The 19,104-nt window shown below is 37.8% G+C and carries 14 protein-coding genes and 1 tRNA gene; 8 read left to right on the top strand and 7 right to left on the bottom strand.

The window, feature by feature from the left end:
* The first annotated feature begins 28 nt into the window (after window positions 1–28).
* Window positions 29–1,417, top strand: a complete 1,389-nt coding sequence (locus HPC41_RS24720; RefSeq protein WP_172396745.1) for a LutB/LldF family L-lactate oxidation iron-sulfur protein — start codon at window positions 29–31, stop codon at window positions 1,415–1,417.
* 204 nt (window positions 1,418–1,621) lie between these two features.
* Here the strand turns inward: HPC41_RS24720 and HPC41_RS24715 are convergent, their stop codons facing one another.
* Window positions 1,622–2,128, bottom strand: coding sequence for a hypothetical protein (locus tag HPC41_RS24715; protein ID WP_172396744.1), 507 nt, complete (start codon window positions 2,126–2,128; stop codon window positions 1,622–1,624).
* Window positions 2,129–2,257: 129 nt separating this feature from the next.
* Window positions 2,258–3,166: an energy transducer TonB gene (locus HPC41_RS24710; RefSeq protein ID WP_172396743.1), complete on the bottom strand. Its 909-nt coding sequence runs from the start codon at window positions 3,164–3,166 to the stop codon at window positions 2,258–2,260.
* 72 nt (window positions 3,167–3,238) lie between these two features.
* On the opposite strand from HPC41_RS24710, the gene HPC41_RS24705 reads away from it, so the two are divergent.
* Complete coding sequence (locus HPC41_RS24705) at window positions 3,239–4,060, top strand: hypothetical protein (protein WP_172396742.1); 822 nt, start codon at window positions 3,239–3,241, stop codon at window positions 4,058–4,060.
* 52 nt (window positions 4,061–4,112) lie between these two features.
* Here the strand turns inward: HPC41_RS24705 and tsaD are convergent, their stop codons facing one another.
* Window positions 4,113–5,114 (bottom strand): tRNA (adenosine(37)-N6)-threonylcarbamoyltransferase complex transferase subunit TsaD, encoded by a 1,002-nt coding sequence (tsaD, locus tag HPC41_RS24700; protein WP_172396741.1) that lies wholly within the window; start codon window positions 5,112–5,114, stop codon window positions 4,113–4,115.
* 52 nt (window positions 5,115–5,166) lie between these two features.
* Here tsaD and HPC41_RS24695 point away from each other — a divergent pair, with 52 nt between their 5' ends.
* Window positions 5,167–9,570, top strand: coding sequence for a translocation/assembly module TamB domain-containing protein (locus tag HPC41_RS24695; RefSeq protein WP_172396740.1), 4,404 nt, complete (start codon window positions 5,167–5,169; stop codon window positions 9,568–9,570).
* 202 nt (window positions 9,571–9,772) lie between these two features.
* Here HPC41_RS24695 and HPC41_RS24690 read toward each other — a convergent pair whose 3' ends face one another.
* Window positions 9,773–11,098 (bottom strand): trigger factor, encoded by a 1,326-nt coding sequence (locus HPC41_RS24690; protein ID WP_172396739.1) that lies wholly within the window; start codon window positions 11,096–11,098, stop codon window positions 9,773–9,775.
* Between the two features lie 68 nt (window positions 11,099–11,166).
* Window positions 11,167–11,248 (bottom strand) — tRNA-Leu (locus tag HPC41_RS24685).
* Between the two features lie 149 nt (window positions 11,249–11,397).
* Between HPC41_RS24685 and HPC41_RS24680 the strand changes: the two genes are divergently transcribed.
* The 5 genes from HPC41_RS24680 (at window position 11,398) to HPC41_RS24660 (ending at window position 16,650) form a co-directional block, all read left to right on the top strand.
* A complete protein-coding gene (locus HPC41_RS24680) occupies window positions 11,398–12,009 on the top strand; it encodes a hypothetical protein (protein ID WP_172396738.1) in 612 nt (203 codons plus the stop codon).
* Entirely contained in the window at window positions 12,006–12,308 is a 303-nt protein-coding gene (locus HPC41_RS24675) for a winged helix-turn-helix domain-containing protein (protein ID WP_172396737.1), read from the top strand. The genes HPC41_RS24680 and HPC41_RS24675 overlap by 4 nt, the downstream gene beginning before the upstream one ends.
* Window positions 12,309–12,358: 50 nt before the next feature.
* Window positions 12,359–12,850, top strand: coding sequence for a hypothetical protein (locus HPC41_RS24670; RefSeq protein WP_172396736.1), 492 nt, complete (start codon window positions 12,359–12,361; stop codon window positions 12,848–12,850).
* A 4-nt stretch (window positions 12,851–12,854) separates the two neighbouring features.
* Complete coding sequence (gene creD / locus HPC41_RS24665) at window positions 12,855–14,330, top strand: cell envelope integrity protein CreD (protein ID WP_246251058.1); 1,476 nt, start codon at window positions 12,855–12,857, stop codon at window positions 14,328–14,330.
* Window positions 14,331–14,568: 238 nt separating this feature from the next.
* The gene (locus HPC41_RS24660) at window positions 14,569–16,650 is read left to right on the top strand and encodes a S9 family peptidase (RefSeq protein ID WP_172396735.1); all 2,082 of its coding nucleotides are present in this window, start codon (window positions 14,569–14,571) and stop codon (window positions 16,648–16,650) included.
* Window positions 16,651–17,186: 536 nt separating this feature from the next.
* Here the strand turns inward: HPC41_RS24660 and HPC41_RS24655 are convergent.
* Both HPC41_RS24655 and HPC41_RS24650 read right to left on the bottom strand, forming a co-directional pair.
* A complete protein-coding gene (locus HPC41_RS24655) occupies window positions 17,187–18,134 on the bottom strand; it encodes an MlaD family protein (RefSeq protein WP_172396734.1) in 948 nt (315 codons plus the stop codon).
* A 62-nt stretch (window positions 18,135–18,196) separates the two neighbouring features.
* A complete protein-coding gene (locus HPC41_RS24650; protein ID WP_246251055.1) occupies window positions 18,197–18,997 on the bottom strand; it encodes an N-acetylmuramoyl-L-alanine amidase family protein in 801 nt (266 codons plus the stop codon).
* Window positions 18,998–19,104: the final 107 nt, after the last annotated feature.

The following is a 19,104-nucleotide window of genomic DNA, read 5'->3' as shown; positions in this document are numbered from 1 at the left end:
CTTTTTTTGTGAAAAATCAGCAGATTAGATGTCAGAGAGTACGGCAAATACGTTTTTAAAGGAAAGTGCACAGAAAGCATTTGACACCAAACATCGCGATATTATCAATTACAATATCGACAAATACAGTATTGCTTTTGAAAAAGGGAAAAGCAAATTTGCAGACCTTGAGAATTCCAAAATAAAAGCAAATTTGATCAAATGGAAGGTAATGGAAAATCTCGATCGATATCTATTACAATTTGAAGCAAATTTTACTGCACGCGGCGGGAAAATAATTTGGGCCAACGATGCTGATGAGGCGCGAGAGGAGATATCCAAAATTATAGCACTCAAAAAAACAAAATCTGTTGTAAAATCGAAGTCCATGGCTACAGAAGAGATTGAACTCAATCATTTCTTGGAGTCCAAAAATATCGAAGCAATTGAGACGGATCTCGGAGAATATATTATTCAGCTATTAGACCAGAAACCTTACCATTTCGTTACGCCGGCGATGCATTTAAGTCTGGAAGAAATCGCTACACTTTTTCACGAAAAATTTGATACTCCTTTGGATGCTTCGGCAGAACAACTCACATTAAAAGCTCGTGAATTACTAAGGGACAAATACCTGGCTGCAGAAGTGGGTATTACGGGAGCTAACTTTTTAATCGCCGAAACAGGCAGTATAGCAATTACAGAAAACGAAGGAAATGCACGGCTGACGTCTACGTTCCCAAAAACACATATCGCTGTTGTAGGGATTGAAAAGATTATTCCAACGGTACAAGACCTAGAAATATTTTGGCCACTTTTATCCACGCATGGTACCGGTCAAAACTTAACGGTTTATAACACGTTACTTACAGGACCAAAACAGCCTTATGAGTCCGATGGACCTGAAGAAATGTATGTTATCCTGCTCGACAACGGACGGAGTAATCTCTTAGCGCAGAAAGAACAACGCCAAGGCCTGTATTGTATCCGCTGCGGTGCCTGTTTAAATGTATGCCCCATTTATCAAAATATCGGCGGTCATACTTACGAAACAACCTATCAAGGGCCCATTGGTTCCTTAATTTCTCCGCATTTAAATGGGATGAAGGAGTTTAAACATTTAAGTTATGCATCTACCCTCTGTGGCAAATGCACAGAAATATGTCCTGTAGGCATCGATATTCAACGTATGCTCCTTATTAACCGAAAGGATTCGGTGGAACAGGGCTTATCGACTAAAACAGAGCAAAAAATCTGGAACTGGTTTACATATGGTATCCAACGCCGAAAATTAATTGATTTTTTTGGCGGGAAATTCAAGAATTTTTTCCTTAAAAAGTTTTTCAAAAAAACATGGGGCGATCAACGTGAGCTGCCGAAGTTAGCGGAAAAATCCTTTTCCAAACAATGGAAGGAACAGCAAAAAAATAAGGAATAGCGTATTCCAAAGCCAATGAAAACTTGTATTGCTTGCCATGCGAATAAATTGTTTTCCGATGGTCGCAGACCAAAAAACCAAATCTTCACAAAGCTAGGTAGTTTATTCAATTGATTGATATCAACATAAAAAAGGGGATCATGGATCCCCTTTTCAACTAACACTCACCAATTATTAATATGAAAACTATTCCTTTTATTAACCTTATGTTGTTTTCGCATCAGCATCACCAGCTTGCTCATTCACACCTTTCTGAAAATCTCCTTTCCGCATTTGTCGATCTTTTCTCCAATGCTCTTTGCGCATTTTATGATTTTCAGCGTAAGAATCCTTCAATGTTTTTTGTTGCTCTGGTGTCAATAAAGCCATCATTTTTTTATGATCAGCAGTACGTTGTTTTCTCATTTTCTCGCGATACAATTTGCGCTCAGCGGCTATTTTTTTATGATCTTGCGCTTGCTTCAAATGAAATGCATATACCTCTTTACGTTGTTGATCCGTAAACTTCAACTTTTGGTCCATACGATCTGTTTTGATCTTAGCCCATTCTTCAGGATTTTTATTTCTTAAACCACTGTGCTTCCTATCTTTCGAATGCTTGTGCATTGGAGCATTGATTTCTTTTGTGTCCGATTTAAGCTCCTTTTTCTCTTGTGCGAAACCTGTCAACATTAATCCGGATAACACAAAACTTAACATCATTTTTTTCATCTCTTTACTTTTATAAATCAACAATCTTTCAACTTGAATAGGCCATCTTTTCAACCTATTTATGTATAAGAGTGCTGTTGGCCACGTAAAGTTTAAAATGTCATCTGTTAAATAAAGTTAAGAAAGATGTTATTGAGATACTGCGCTCAAACGGATAGGTAAAGTATAGGCCACCCGCACAGCACGTCCATTCTGAACTCCGGGTTTCCATTTTTTTGCCTTCTTCAGCAAACTAATTGCCGCCTCCCCTGTTCCGAACTTCATATCCCGTTTTACAGCGATATCGGTCAAGGACCCATCCCGCTCCACAACAAAAGAGACTTCGATTACGCCCGATACTCCTTGATCTAAAGCTGACTGCGGAAAACTATAGTTTTCTGAAACCCACTTCATAAAAGCTGGTAGCCCACCTACCGGAGTAGGCATGATTTCCACCGTAATAAAAGGTTGCTCAGCATTTCCATCTGCTCCCCCTCCTGACACGGTACCCACTTTATGCCCGGTAATTCCGCCATCCTTTTTAGACGGACCAAATTCACCTCGTGCAATATGTGTCCCGGCAGCATTCGCCTTTAATGTAATACGAGCGGTCATTGTATTGGGTTTATTCAGCTCATCCTGTGTAGCAACATCCTCAGTTACTTCTTTTGCCTTCGTAATCTTGGGCTCCGGCAAACGCACCAAATCAAACTTCGAAATATCCTGTGCGATCTGTTGTGGTGCTTTCTCCTGCATGAAAACAGGTTCTTCTTTCACCTCTTCTTTTTTGTCGGCCTCTTTCTGGAGTTCATGTAGATCCTCAGGAGTTAAATCGTTAACTGTAATAATGGTTACGGGCATGGCTTTCTTAAAATATTTATTATACCCATAAGAACCCACGATCAAAAGGAAAGCAAAGGAAACAACAATAGCTAGCCCAACATTTGTTGCTTTATTTGACAAATTCCGCAATTCATATGCACCATACATCTTGTTGCGACCTGCAAAGATAACATCCAGCCATTCCTTGCGATAGATATTCAATTTTGAGTTCATCATAACATTAAAGTTTAAATCTTTTCATTATGATGCGCGAAACCCTTATATTTCATAAAAATTTCGCACACTCTTATGAAATCACTTTTTTTAGCTATTCTTCTACTGACATTATATGGCTGTGACAACAGTCAAAACCAATCCAAACCATCGGTCAAGAGTGAAAATAAAGAACAGTCAATTTCACCTTATTTTGGCTTTTTGAATCAACAAAAAGATTCCTTAATTGCACTTCCTATGGATCAAGCCATGGAAAGCCCCGAAAAATACAATTATGTTATTATCGCAAATCAAGTTAGCCCACTGGAATTTATACAGAACAAAACTGATAATCGGGAAAGTAATGGCCGACAAACAGCGCAGAACTTTGCAAATAGCGAAGGTTCATTGTTTATAATAAAAAATAAAATTAAGTCGGGGGACTTTGGAATGCTCGTCAATCAGACGTTCATGAATCAGTATAAAATTGAACCTTTTACAAAAGTTCAGCATGAGACAAGTCCGGAAATTAAGGAAAAACTTGAGAAAAAATATAATAGGAAAATAAACAAAAGCACAACTATCGCTGTCCTGAAAGACAAAGCTGAATTCAATCTAACAGTTTTTGAAAATCAGCAGGATTCAGCGCTGGCTGTATTCTCCTATGCAAAAGAAGATCAGTTAATTAATCTAGATTTTCCGGCCACCTATGATGACATTAGTACATGGCGAGTCGATGATGGTGGTCAATTTGATAATGAGGCTTTTCAGATTCTCAGCGTACTACGTTCGGAAACAGACGTTAGTTTTGTCAGCATCTTTTGGGGTGCTGAAGGCTATGAGCTAAACTTCTATCAACCCAAAAAAGACAAATTTAGTTCAGCTGCGCAGGCCTATGGCTATAGCTCCCCCTTATAAAACAAGATATTGTTCTCTTAATCACATTCATTAAAGGAACAATACTTTACTCTTAAAGATGCATCCTAGCCATCGGAGCGACATCCTGCCCGACAAACTCTCCTTTCAGGAATTTATAATATCCAGCGATAGCAATCATAGCTGCATTATCTGTACAATACTCAAATTTTGGGATAAAAACATTCCAGTGATAGTGCTCTCCCATTTCGATCAATCCCTTCCTTAACCCTGAATTTGCTGAAACACCACCCGCTATGGCAATATCCTTTACCCCAGTTTGTTTCGCAGCCTTCTTCAATTTGTTCAATAAGATAGAAACAATGCGGGATTGCACACTGGCACATAGATCTGCGATATTTTCTGTCAAGAAATCAGGATTCAGTTTTAGCTGATCTTGAACGAGATAAAGTATAGCTGTCTTTAATCCGGAAAAGCTAAAGTTTAGCCCAGGTATCTGCGGTTCGGGTAATTTGTAGGAATTGGAATTGCCCTCCTTTGCAAATTTATCGATAAGTGGACCTCCGGGATAAGGAAGATTTAAGATCTTCGCCGTTTTATCAAAGGCTTCGCCTGCCGCATCATCCAGTGTCTCGCCTAATAACTCCATTTCGAAGTAATCTTTTACTAGGACAATCTGCGTATGCCCACCTGAAACAGTGAGGCATAAAAAAGGAAAACTTGGCTTCGGTTCCTCTATAAAATGAGCTAAAATATGCGCTTGCATGTGATTTATATCAATTAATGGAATATCCTGTGCGAGTGCAAATGATTTTGCAAAAGAAGTTCCGACCAAAAGCGCACCTAATAATCCAGGCCCACGCGTAAAACTAACTGCATCTATATGATTTTTGCTTATTTTTGCTTGACGAATGGCTTCGTCCACCGTAGGAATAATATTTTGTTGATGGGCACGTGACGCCAATTCAGGAACAACTCCACCATATTTTGCGTGGATTGCCTGAGTAGCAATAACATTTGAATGAATTTCACCGTTAATACAAATAGAAGCGGAGGTTTCGTCACAAGAGGATTCAATCCCTAAAATAATAGCCATAGCTAGAGGTAATAAATTAGAATACAAAAGTATCAAAAAAATAATAAAAATAATGTCAATAGTCCTCGGTAGTATATTCATTATACTGCTTGCATTGGCATTATCGCTACAGCTAAAACCTGTACAGAACTTTGTTGCCTTGAAGGCTATCAACTATTTATCCAAAGAATTAGATACCAAAATCAATTTAAAAAGCATCTATTTTAAACCTTTTAAATCCATTGTCATAGAGGGATTCGAAATCTATACACCGCAGGGAAACAAAATAATACAGTCTGAAAAAATTGAAGCCAGCGTCAATCTATCCCAACTGATAGAATTGAATAAGATTGTCATCAATACATTGAAGATTGAAAATACGGAAAGCAATTTCGAACAATATAAAGACAGTAGCAACATCTCATTTTTAGTTCGCTACTTCAATCCACCCAAGAAAGAAAAGAAGAAAAGTTCAAAAAAAATAGTTTTCGATATCAAAGAACTTATCATTAACAATAATTCATTCAACTACGTAAATCACAATAAAAAACACTACAATAAAGTTGTTGACTTTGGTGATTTAGGCATATCAAAGCTTAATGCACACTTTAAGAATATTAAGATAGATTCCAATCAGATCTCAGCTGACATCAAAACGTTCAATCTTAATGAGAAAAAAGGATTGGTCATTAAAGGCCTTATCGCTCATGCGGCTGTAAGCAACAAACGTATTGAGCTGACTGACCTCATGCTGACAACCAATCGTTCTACATTTAAAAATTATCTAAAATTAAGCTACACCAATTTCTCTGATTTTTCCGACTTTATTCACAAAGTAAATGTAAAGATACGAGCACGCGACTCACGGATACACTCAGAAGATATTGCTTTTTTTTCCTCCCCAATGCATCAGGTCAAGTTTGATGCAAAGATCAAAAGGTCCAACTTAGACGGTACTGTAGCCAACATTAATGCCGCACAAGTAGATTTAATTATTGGAAAAAACACCAAATTAGCGGGTAATCTAAAAATTGTTGGTTTACCCGATATCGACAAAACAGACTTCATTACACCGAATGTTTTTATTTCCTCTGAACATAACGACCTTGAGAATGTCATCCGTGAACTTGGGAATTTAAAAAATTTTAAATTTCCTGAAGTAGTAACCCTCTTCAATAAATTCGCGTTCAAAGGCAGCCTAAATGGTCAGTATAATAATTTTAAAACAAAAGGAGCGTTCACCACAGCTATCGGCGATGTTACAGCTGACGGAACATTGGACCTACGCAAAACAATAAAATACGCGGGTAAGTTTCAGTCCCCAAAATTTAATCTTGGTACGATAACAAAAGTAAAAGATCTTGGTAGTTCAGGCTTCGACCTACAGCTTGATGGCACAGGCACCGATCCCAAACACTTAAAGCTCAATGTTGCCGGCAATCTAACCAATTTCAGTTTTAAACAATACAGCTATCAGCAGATTCAAGTCAATGGAAATATAGATAAACAATTGTTTCTTGGATCAGGAACAATACACGACCCAAATCTCAGATTACAATTTACAACGGATATCGATTGGTCCAGCCGTCCCGACTATCACCTTGATGTGGATATCCAGCAGGCTAATTTAAAAAAGCTCAATTTCTTCCAGGGAGACTCGATCAATATTATTGATACTAGATTCCACACAAGCTTGATTGGAGATAACATCAATAATATTACAGGGGAATTCAAATCTGACAGTGTAAGTTTCACTTCTTCCAAAGGTAAATTTGCCATTAAAAATATTAATTTCCTTGCAGAAGGAGATCAAGAGGCGCGGTCGCTTACGCTACAATCTGCAATTGGGCATATAGATCTCAAGGGGAGAATAGATCTAAATACGATCGTTCCTTATTTTAAAGCGCTCGCCATGCGCTACGCTCCGGCAATAGGATTTGAAAAGAACGCGTTCAATCGTCAGGATTTTGACCTTAATGTCAATATTAAATCATTCAAGCCCATTGCGACATTCTTTAGAAAAGATATCTCTCTGGATAGTGGCGCAACGTTGAATGCCAAATTTGCCAGCGAAAAGCAAACTGCAAATTTTAATTTTTATGCCCCTGAATTCAAATATAACGGTATTCGTCTCACCCATCTGATTATCGACCAAAACGCCAATTTAAACAATATGGAGTTACAAACATCCATAGATCAGATTAATTTTACCGATAGCACATATATTAAGAATGTTAATATTTCAAATACCTTGGTTAATGACAGTTTACAGTTCAACATTAAGATGTCAGAATTGGAAGCAAGCAACAGTTTAGATCTCAACGGTGTTATCCGATTTGCACATGCGAAGCCAGCTTTCATCAATTTTTACCCATCTAATATACTGATAAACAAAGAACAATGGCTTGTAAATAACGATGCACAATTGAAAATTTCAAAGGGAAAATGGTATTTCGAGAAACTCACATTAAGTCATGCAGAGCAAAAAGTACATATAGATGGTATCCTCTCAAATGACATTTCAGATCAAATCAATTTAAAATTCCAGGACTTCAACCTCACTTCTCTAAATGGGATTACGAAACCCCACGGGATTAATTTATCAGGGAACTTAAATGGAAAAATTGAAGTTAATTCTGTCTTTAGGTCTCCGTTTGTCGTCGCGAACATAACGACATCTCCTATCTTATACAACAACATTCCAATTGGAGCTTTAACGCTCAGTGCCAATTATGATCCCGAAAATCAGCTGGTAAAGTTAGATAGTAAGATAGAAGAAGGAGATAAACTTATTCAACTCACTGGATCTTACAATCACTTAAGCGAAAGTAATAAGCTCGACCTTAAAGCTACTTTAGTAAACACGGATCTATTTGTTTTTCAGCCGTTTCTACGAAGCTTGGTATCGAATATTAAGGGCAAAGTAAATGCAAACTTAGCTATTCGGGGCGACATTCTAAATCCCAAAATTACTGGATCCGGAAAGCTTGACAATGCTTCAATGGTTATCAATTATCTAAAAACTCCCTATCATCTTTCGGATGAGATCAATGTGACCAACAATAGAATATTTCTTACTGGTCTCAAAATATACGATCAGAAAAACAATGTGGCCACAATCGACGGTGTTGTTAACCTCAATAAGCTTAGTGACCCAGATATAGATGTAACCGTCGAAGCAAAAAATTTCATGGTATTGAATACAACCATAAAAGATAACAACATCTATTATGGCACAGCTTATGCTTCCGGAAATTTCCAGTTCAAGGGGCTGACATCGGCAATGAATATAAATATACGTGCAAAGTCAGAAGAAAACTCCGTTATCAATATACCTTTCAATAGCGCTAGCACCATTTCAGATAGCGATTTTATTTACTTTATTGAAAAAGACTCCACCAAAATTAAGAAAAATCAAAAGAAAAGGGATTTTAATGGTTTGACGATGAACATGGATCTCTTGATCACACCAAATGCAGAAATCAACCTTTTTTCAAGCATGGGTGAATTATCTGGAAAAGGGAATAGTAACCTGAATATGCGAATATCTTCGCTGGGAGATTTTGAAATGTTTGGTGACTTCATTATAAACAGTGGCAAGTTCAATTTCACCGCACAAGATTATATCAATAAAATATTCGATTTAAAAGAAGGTGGAACTGTACGATGGGCAGGAAATCCAGCAGAGGCAAATATTAATATCAATGCAATCTATCAACAAAGAACGAGCTTAGCGCCATTATATAATGCAGCTGGAAGAGAAGAAAACCCAGAGCGCGTATTAGCGCAAGCGGATATGATTTTAAAAGGACAGTTGAGCCAGCCAGATATAACATTTGATATCAATTTCCCACAAAACCCGGGGGTCAAGGATGAATTACAAGGGTATTTTTCTGATGCCAACAATGTTAATCAGCAGGCGCTCAGTTTGATTGTAAGACGTAGTTTCACCCCAGGCACCCAAAGTGATTTCGGAAAAGAGGTAAACAATACATTATTGTCTGCAGGAACTGAAATTGCGTTCAATCAAATCAATAACATTATCGCGCAATCGCTCAATATTAATTTCTTCGACATCAATATCAAATCGCTTAATGACGCTTCAGCCTCACTTCGTTTATTTAACGATAGATTAGTCCTCACGGGCGGCATTTCAGATCGTCGAAGTCAGGCATTAACTGATTTGAATGTATTCTCAGATCGTGTTTCAACAGACGCAGAAGCGATGTTTTACTTACGCAAGGACGGTCGTCTTGTTCTTCGTGCCTCAAACCGCTTAAACACGAGAAATTTTCTTCTCAGCCCAAATGATGGGGAATATATCAGTGCTTTTGGGCTATTATATCGGCAAGAATTCAACACTTTCTCTGAATTTCTAAAGCGACTGTTTCCTTTAGGAAAGAAAAATAATAATATTGTTCCAACCCAAACAGAAATAAAGAAAGCGAGCCCCATTAGCCAAGAGCGACTAAAATAAGAATTGACTAATCTAGTCTTCAGAAAATACACGAAAAAGTAATTAAAATAGCCGTGATCAGCAAAATGTAGGATCACGCGACAAATCAAATTCGGCTCTGACTTAAATAAAAGAAAGGAGTCAATAGCACTAAAATTATTTTGCTAAAAACAAAAAGGCTTCCAAGATATTTGGAAGCCTTTTTTCGGTGATTAAAATTAGCTTAAGCCAATTTTTCGAATTCTTTATATTCAATATCACTGCTGTTCAATTTAACCAAACCTTTTAAGTGATCAAATACTTTCAACGCTTTGGCTTCTTCAAACAAACGGTTACCTTGCTCTCTGTCTTGCAACAATTGAATCGCAAATTGGTTCAATTGCTCATCAGAAGGCTCTTCGTTGATATTGTACATTTTGATTTGCGCGTAGATGCGTTCTTTCGCTAAATTGATTACTTCATCATATTTAACTTCAAGACCGTTTTCAGTAACGACACGGTTTTCAATGATTGTCCATTTCAGGTTATTCAAGAAATCAGCAAAACCTTCGTTAAGTTCTTCTTCAGAAATACTAGGATTTGTCGCTTTTAACCATCTTTTCAAGAACTCTTCAGGGAAAGTAACGTTTACTTTCTCCATACCAAAAGTATACATATCATTACGTAATTTTTGATCTGAGTTTTGCTTGAATAAGTTTTCCACTTCTTCTTTTACTTTTTCAGTAAATTGAGCTTCTTCAGTTACTTCACCTTCAGCAAACAATTTATCGAAAAACTCTTGGTTAAGATCAGCTTCTTCTAAACGGTTGATGTTTTGGACAGTCAACTCGAATTTAGTTACATCCAAAGCTGTAGCTTCTTCTTCAGTGATACCTAAGATACGTGCTAAATCCTCAGTTTTGAACGCTTTCTTAACATCAATTTTAACAGCGTCGTCTTTTTTAAGACCTACCAAAGATTTTTTGATTTTTGCATCTTCAACGATATCGGTACGAATCGAAGTTGTTTTCTCAAGACCTTCCTCTTTATCTTGTTTTAAGGTAGCATACAATACATCACCTTCTTCCGATACTTCTGGGTTAGTCATTTTTCCATAGCTACGACGTAGGTTTTTGATACGATCTGCCAAAGTCTCTTGATCAGCTTTGATATCGTAAACAGCAAACTCAGTCTCAGGGGTAAAAGGCAAATCAAAAGCAGGAGCTAAACCAATCTCATATTTGAAATTGAAATTGTCTTTATAATCCCAGCTATATTGCGCATCATCTTCCAATGGAAGAGGTTGACCTAATACTTCTAATTTATTCTCTGAAATATAATTCGTGATTCTATCATTCACCAATTTATTGATCTCATCAAATAAAATAGATTTACCATAGGTACGTCTGATGTGTCCTACAGGAACTTGACCTGGACGGAAACCCGGTAATTTTGCTTTTTTAGCTTGCGCTTTAATCTCTTTGTCGACTTGAGGATTATAATCTTCAGGTGCTAATGCGACGTTGATTACCGCATTGATTGCATCTACATTCTCGTGTGAAATATTCATACTCTTTTTAGCTATATCGCATTCATAAAAAAATCCTCCCGAGGTTTTAAGTTCGGGAGGACATCAAGTGCGGAAGAAGGGACTCGAACCCCCACGCCTTGCGGCGCCAGATCCTAAGTCTGGTGCGGCTACCAATTACGCCACTTCCGCATTAGGATTTCTTTTGATGCCACAAAGATAGAAATGAAACCTATATCATGCAAGTATTTTTTCCTCTTTTTTTTATTTTTTTTCAATATTCTTCCTACCCCTTGCATAATTCATTATTATTCATTTACTTTGAATATCAAAGTACTTTTATGGAACAGAAAGATTTATTTAAAGAGCTTGGACAGATCAGATCATTGATGGAAAAATCTTCCAAATTTGTTTCGATAAGCGGATTGTCAGGTGTACTCATTGGCTGTTATGCTCTATTGGGCACTTTGCTTGGATACTTTATTACAGCAAGCCCTGGGGACGCGAACAGTTGGCTTCCTGGAGACCTGACTACAGTAGAAATCTTTCTCATCCTTGCGATCCTCATTCTAGTGTTCTCGCTATTGACCGGATGGTTAATGGCACGCAAGAAAGCAAAGAAAAATAAGCAATCTATTTGGAACATTACCAGCAAATCTCTTTTATTTGCAGTTTCAATACCTTTGTTAACTGGTGGAATCTTAGCTTTGGTCCTACTTTCGCAAGGTTATTATAACTTAATTGCGGGTATGCTACTTATTTTCTATGGCCTGGCTTTAGCTGCTGGCAGCATTTATACCTTTACGGAGGTAAAATGGTTAGGCATCCTTGAAATTAGCTTAGGTTTAATGGCAGTATCTCTTCCAGACCATGGACTGATATTATGGGGATTGGGATTTGGTGTGTTACATATCATCTATGGTTTTATCGTTTACAAAAAGTACGAATCGTGAAATTAGATCTTTCTTTATATGACAAAATATTTGAAAACAGAGTCCGCTTACAAATTATGAGCGTCCTTGCTGCGAATGAAGAATATGACTTCAATTCACTCAAAGAATTATTGGATGTCACAGACGGAAATTTGGCCTCTAACCTTAAAACATTAGAGAAAGAAGAATATATCGTGGTAGAAAAAAGTTTTATTGACCGTAAGCCCAATACCAAATACAAAAGAACAAAAAAAGGACTAAAAGCATTTGAAAATCATCTGATTGCATTAGAAAATTTAATAAAACAACAGTATAAATAATTTTTTTACTTGTCAACTTTGAAAACCAAAGTACTTTTAATATAAAAAATATGAACGAGATTCGATTAAAATTCATGCTCCATCTGTACAACTGGTCCTCCAAAGTGTATGCAGATATTTTCAAATGGAACAAAAAAGCGTGGGGAATTAGCAAGGAGGAGTTTTTGGCCTATCCGAGTGGCAGCATCGGCCATAGCCTTGGCCTTTTTTACGCGGCCAAAGGATTTGATGTCATGCCTAAGCTAGAAAATCACGATGTTTTCCACATCTTAACAGAAACAGGAACCGAAATTCAGGATGAAATCGCCATGCAGTACCTTTTATTGGGCAACGGAAAATTCAGTCTGTATTTAATCGGAATGATCGTTATTGGGGGTATACTGTTTCCAGAACACGTTAGCTACTACCGGAAAACCTTTCACAAAGGGCAAGCGCTACAAAGGTTCCATCATATTGAGTTCAAAGAAATCCTTCATTACCAACTTACCGAACTCCAAATCGCATTGTACAGTAAAAATACTCAAATAGATCTAAACAACTAAAATCATGGAAAATTACGATACGACTAACCACTCGTTGGCGCCCGAACAAAATTCATTGTTTGAAAGAGTTACCAATTCTACGGTGCTAAAATTATTTGTCATCCTATTTCTTTCTTTGCTACTGCTCATCCCCCTTTCGTTAATAAGTGATTTAATTGAAGAACGGAAAAACAGAGAGCGCGAAGTATCCGGGGGAATAGCGTTAAACTGGGGCAAGGATCAGGTCGTCTCCAGCCCTATCTTAGCTATCCCTTACCGCGAGACAATCTCGTTATCTTCCGAAAAAACTCAAAATTCCAACCTTAGAGAAGAGATAAAATGGATATTTATCTTGCCTAGAACATCCAATATCGCAACAGATATTACACCACAGCATCTCTCAAGAGGAATTTACAATGCAGTTGTTTATAACAGCAATATGACATTAGAAGGTTCTTTTGACACCATATCACTGAAAAAACTGGAGATTCCCAAGGAGAAAATTGACTGGAAAGGTAGTAAGCTTATTTTCGGTATTCAGGATTTTAAAGGCTTAGGTAAGCGTCCCGCATTAAATTGGAATGGAAATAATCTGACTTTTGATAAGGATTTTAATCATCTCAATTTATTTAACCAAAATTTAGTCTGTGCGATTCCTTTAGACCCGCATATAACGGATAATCGCTTCAAAATAAACCTCAATCTGAAAGGATCCAAATCCCTAAGTATCCTCCCTCTTGCTGATCAGACAAATATCCAGGCAGCGGGTAACTGGGCTAATCCAAGCTTCACAGGTTCATTTTTACCAAGTAAACGCAATACAGCAACCTCCAATTTTTCGGCATCTTGGGAAATTCCATCTTTCAGCCGAAAACTGCCACAGCAATGGACAGGTGATGCACGTCCCATCTATCAGTTCGAGAGCAATCTTGAAAATGAACCGGTAGACAATGAGCAGAAATCAGCTCAAACCATTACTCATACAACGACTTCCGCCAATAACCTATTGGACAATTCAGACATGGTTACCATTCATTTTTTACCTGATATTAACAACTATCAGAAGACGACAAGAGTTGCTAAATATGGTATTTTAGTCATCATCCTGACCTTTACGTCCCTCCTATTCACCGAGGTCATCAAAAAGAAACGGGTACATATCATTCAATATATACTGATTGGAGCAGCGATGGTTCTTTTCTACACCCTGCTACTTGCCCTATCTGAGCATGTAGGGTTTAATCTCGCCTATCTAACCGCATCGATCGCTACAGTAGCACTGATCGGAAGCTTTATAAAAGCGATTACAAAAGAGCTTAAGTCCACCCTTTTACTTGGATCTATTCTTAGTACTTTCTACTTATTTATCTACGTGCTGATGCAGCTCAGGGACTATTCCCTCATTGCTGGAACAATCGGTATTTTTATCATTTTGGCAACCCTGATGCGCGTTTCCACGAAAATCAATTGGTATCAATTCGACAATAATCATGCACATTAAAAGACAACATTTCCTAATCTACTGGATCATTGCTAACATCCTCCTCAAAAAATAGCATCATCGATTAAATGGCCGTCTTTTCACCAATAAGACGGCTATTTTCATGCTTTTCATAGCTTTTAGTCATAAAATCTGTAACTTGCAAGGATATTTTTCAGCATTATATATGAACCATCATGATTTATTCAAACCGAGTGAAACGAGTTCATGAATACAATTGAAAAACAAATTTATGCGGATGAAAAAACTTACACTATTTACATTAGCGGTTATGGCATGCAACCTCAGCAATGCGCAAGAAAGCAAGGGCGGAAAATCCAATTTTAAAATGGTTAGCGAAACACCACAACCCATTAGTCCAACTGCGCTTTGGGATCTTGGGCGTGTATCAGCAGAAGGACTTTCTTCAGATGGCAAAACATTGCTGTATGGAGTTTCTAATTACAATTTGGAAAGTAATTCAAGTGAGAAGAATCTTTATACGATTTCATTAACTAATGGAACTGGCGGACAATTTACCGACCAGAAAGGTGGAGAAACAGTTGTACAAATCGAAAAAAATGGTGATGTAATCTACTTATTAAAGGGCCATTTGTGGAAAAAGAATCTCAACAACGGAGCAGCCATCCAACTGACGTCCGGTGAGATGGCATTGGAAAATGTCAAATTTTCCCCCGATGGAACCCACATTCTTTTTAGCCAATCTGTTTTAATCAAAAAATACCACAGCACTGATAAGTACCCAGAATTACCGAAGTCAGATGCCTATATTTATGACAACTTGGATTACCGGCATTGGGACACATTTAACGATGGAAAATTTAACCACCCTTTCGTTGCAAGTTATTCGAATGGAAAGATAGGAGATCCAGTCGATTTACTGAAAGATCAACCTTATTATAGCCCTCAGGCCCCTTTCGGCGGAGCCGAAGATTTCATCTGGTCACCTGACAGCAAAGCGATACTTTACGTTTGTAAGAAAAAATTCGGGACAGATTATGCGGTGAGTACCAACACGGACATCTATCGCTATGAATTATCATCAGGTACGACAACCAATCTTACCGAGGGGATGAACGGCTACGATATCGCCCCCAGTTATTCTCCTGATGGAAAAAGCCTGACCTGGCTCAGTATGAAAACCGATGGCTACGAATCTGATAAAAATGACATCATCCTGTTTGACAAAAACAGCGCTATTCGTTTAAATCTTACAGCACATTGGGATGGCACTGTGAACAGTTTTATTTGGAGCAACGACAATCGCAAAATTTACTTCACTGCTGCGACCAAAGGTACCGTTCAATTATTTGAACTGGAAGTACCTGCGAATTTAAAATCAAAAAGTCTTCCCAAGATTCAACAAATTTCCACTGGCGATTTTGATATTACAGGAATCGTTGGCCAAAGTGGGAATAATCTTATTGTGACCTTAACCAAATTCACCCGTGCAACGGAAATTTTCAATTTTGATCTCAAAAGTCAATCTTTGGAAGTTATCACAAAAGTCAATGACAGCAAGTATGCTGCAATTGCAGAAAACAAAATCGAAAAACGTATCACAAAAGCATCTGATGGCGCCGATTTATTTTCATGGGTGATTTACCCCCCAAACTTTGATCCCGCAAAAAAATATCCGACGATACTGTATTGTGAAGGTGGACCTCAATCTGCACTCACTCAATTTTATTCCTTCCGCTGGAACCTTCAATTAATCGCATCTCAAGGTTACATTGTAATTGCCCCAAATCGCCGAGGTATGCCTGGTTGGGGCGTAAAATGGAATGAAGCGATTTCCCAAGACTGGGGGGGGCAGCCAATTCGAGATTACTTAGCGGCTATTGATGATATCTCTAAAGAAAACTATGTAGACACCGCACGTCGGGCCGCCATTGGAGCAAGTTATGGCGGCTATTCAGTTTATCAACTAGCAGGGGTACACCAAAATCGCTTTAAAACTTTCATTGCCCACAATGGCTTATTCGATATGAAAAGCTGGTACGGCACGACAGAAGAACTATTTTTTGCAAATCACGAGCTGGGAGGCGCCTATTGGGATCATAAAAACGAGAAATCCTATAGTGAATTCAACCCGATTGAAAAAGCAAATAACTGGCATACCCCAATTTTAATTTTTCAGGGCGGAAAGGATTTCCGCGTGCCGATAGGACAAGGGCTGGCGGCCTTCCAATTAGCGCAACTAAAAAAGATAAAGAGCAGACTTGTTTATCTTCCGGATGAGAACCACTGGGTTTTATCTGGACAGAACGCACAGGTTTGGCAAAGGGAATTCTTTACATGGCTTAAAGAAACGCTATAATATCGCTGTAGCATCTGATCGTGAGATTATCATCACCTACATTACTGATAAAACACACGTAAAACATTATAATTACCAACGAACAACGCCACTCATGGAGTGGCGTTGTTCGTTTTGTTAATACCTGACCGTAGAGTAAACCTGATATTTCCCAATGCAGGATTTATTACTATCCGCTTGAGGTTGACCAGCAGCATGTGATGTAGGCAATTTCATTCCATCCTTTTTGATCGGATCAGATACCGAGCGATCAAGTTAATTATTACTTTATACAAAATTCCCTACTAAAAGGGATATTACAGAGTATTAACAGAGGTATAACAGGGGGTTAACTGGGGTCTATCCCCATTAACTCCTTGTTAATACCCTATAAATAGAATGCTATTATGCCCTTAATACTTAACTTGGTATTAACTTGATACGAAGTTAAGTACCGGTAGAACGAATTGATTCCAGCTTCTATAGTAGCCATACACACAAAAAGCCCGCAAATTGCGGGCTTTTTGTGTGTATTATGTATATCTACTAATCGAAATCTACTTGTCTCCTTTTTTTCCAAAAATAGAAAGTTTAATATATTTACCTGGTTTTTCCTTGACATCTTTCATCAGGTTATCCATCTCTTTCGACGCATTATTCAGGTTATTGTATAATTCTTCGTCATTGAGCAACAAACCAATTGATCCCTTACCACTGTTGATCTTGCTCGTGATGTTCTGAAAATCGGACATTGCCGCATTCACTTTGTTGATAGTCTGTTCAAAATCCAACCGTGCTGCTTTATCTGTTATATTATTTAGATTAGCCATGATTGAATTTATTTTTTCACCATTTTGCGAGAAATTGGTGGTTATCGACTCTAGGCTAGCCATAATTCTATTCAGTCTTCCTTTTTCATTTCCGACTAGACCTTCTACATCTTTTGTAATGCCTTCCACATTCTTTAACGATGTTGATATGCTATGAATACTGCTCTTAAAATCGTCCTGAAATTGTTTATCCAATACCGAATTAACAACGGATAAAGTAGAATCTAATTTGATGGTTATGGTTTCAATCCGCTTCTGAATAGGCTCGACTTTGTCCATGATGTTTGCCTGTATACCCGAATTGAGGAAGTCACCATCCTTCGCCATTTCCGTACTATTCCCCATCTCAAAGACAATCGCTTTACCGCCCAATAAATCGGTACTGGAGATACGTGCAATGGTATTTTTAGGAATATTATAGTGTGAGTGGATCTTAAATTCAGTTTTTATTTTACCATCAGGCTGTAAAATCATCTTCGACACCCGCCCAATTTGATAGCCGTTCACCAGGATAGGTTTGGAAGGCGTCAATCCATCGACCGTATTATAAGTCGTATAAAATGTATTGTCGCTACTAAAAACATCGTTTCCTTTTAGAAAACTATACCCTATAAATAATAGGGCTATTGCAACTGTTGCTAATATGCCGACTTTGGTTTCATTTGATATTTTCACAAATTATCTATTTTGTAGTGGGTCATTAATATAAGCTTAAAACAGCGCAAAAGCAAATCTGTTTAGCGTTCGACAGAATTTTTATATATTTTTATCGCCGAAACCAAATTATTAACAATTTCTTGTTGTCCTTCATCCGACAACAGGTAACTTTCTTCTTGCCTATTGCTGATAAATCCAATTTCTGTCAAGACAGCTGGCATACCTGCTTCAGCAAGTACAGCTAAACCTTTTTCCCAGAATCCTCGACTATGTCTTCCTGCTTTTACATACTCACCTTCAATCATCTGTGCCAAGCGAATACTTTTTTCGCGGAATCTGTTTTTCATCAATGAGAAAATAATTGCACTTTCGGGATCTTTTGGATCAAATCCCTGATAGTTTTCTTTGTAATTCGATTCCAGCAAAAGTGATGCGTTTTCGCGAACGGCAGCATCCTGCTGTCCTAGACGATGGGAACCTGACACTAAGCTTTCTGTTCCGTGAGCACTAGAGCCACCTGAATTACAGTGAATAGAAATAAACAGATCCGCCTTATTTGCGTTCGCTAAGCGAATACGCTTGTATAGTTCCACAAATTCGTCTGTCGTTCGCGTGTAGATGATTTTAACCCCTGGAATATCTTTTTGAATTTGCCTTCCAAGCTTTAGTGCTACATCCAAAGCTACATTTTTTTCTAGGGATCGACGGCCCTGTGCTCCAGTATCCTTTCCACCATGCCCGGCATCAATAACAATAGTTTTAATCTGATAATCGGGTGGCTCAGGCTGACCATTGTTTAATTTGAAAGAATTCAACAAAAAAAATCCCAAAGTAGCAAACATAATGCTACACCATTTTCTAATTCTTAAATCTGATTTCATTGAATAATTATTTGCTCTACTATAAACGAAACAAAATGAGTCAATATTATTTCTTTAATAGATAACGATATTTAACATATTTTCTATTTGTTTTTTGACTAATTTTG

The organism is Sphingobacterium prati, assembly GCF_013167215.1.
In the GTDB taxonomy this organism is placed as follows: domain Bacteria; phylum Bacteroidota; class Bacteroidia; order Sphingobacteriales; family Sphingobacteriaceae; genus Sphingobacterium; species Sphingobacterium prati.
The sequence above is the reverse complement of the archived record's forward strand: the minus strand, read 5'-3'. Positions and strand labels throughout refer to the sequence as shown.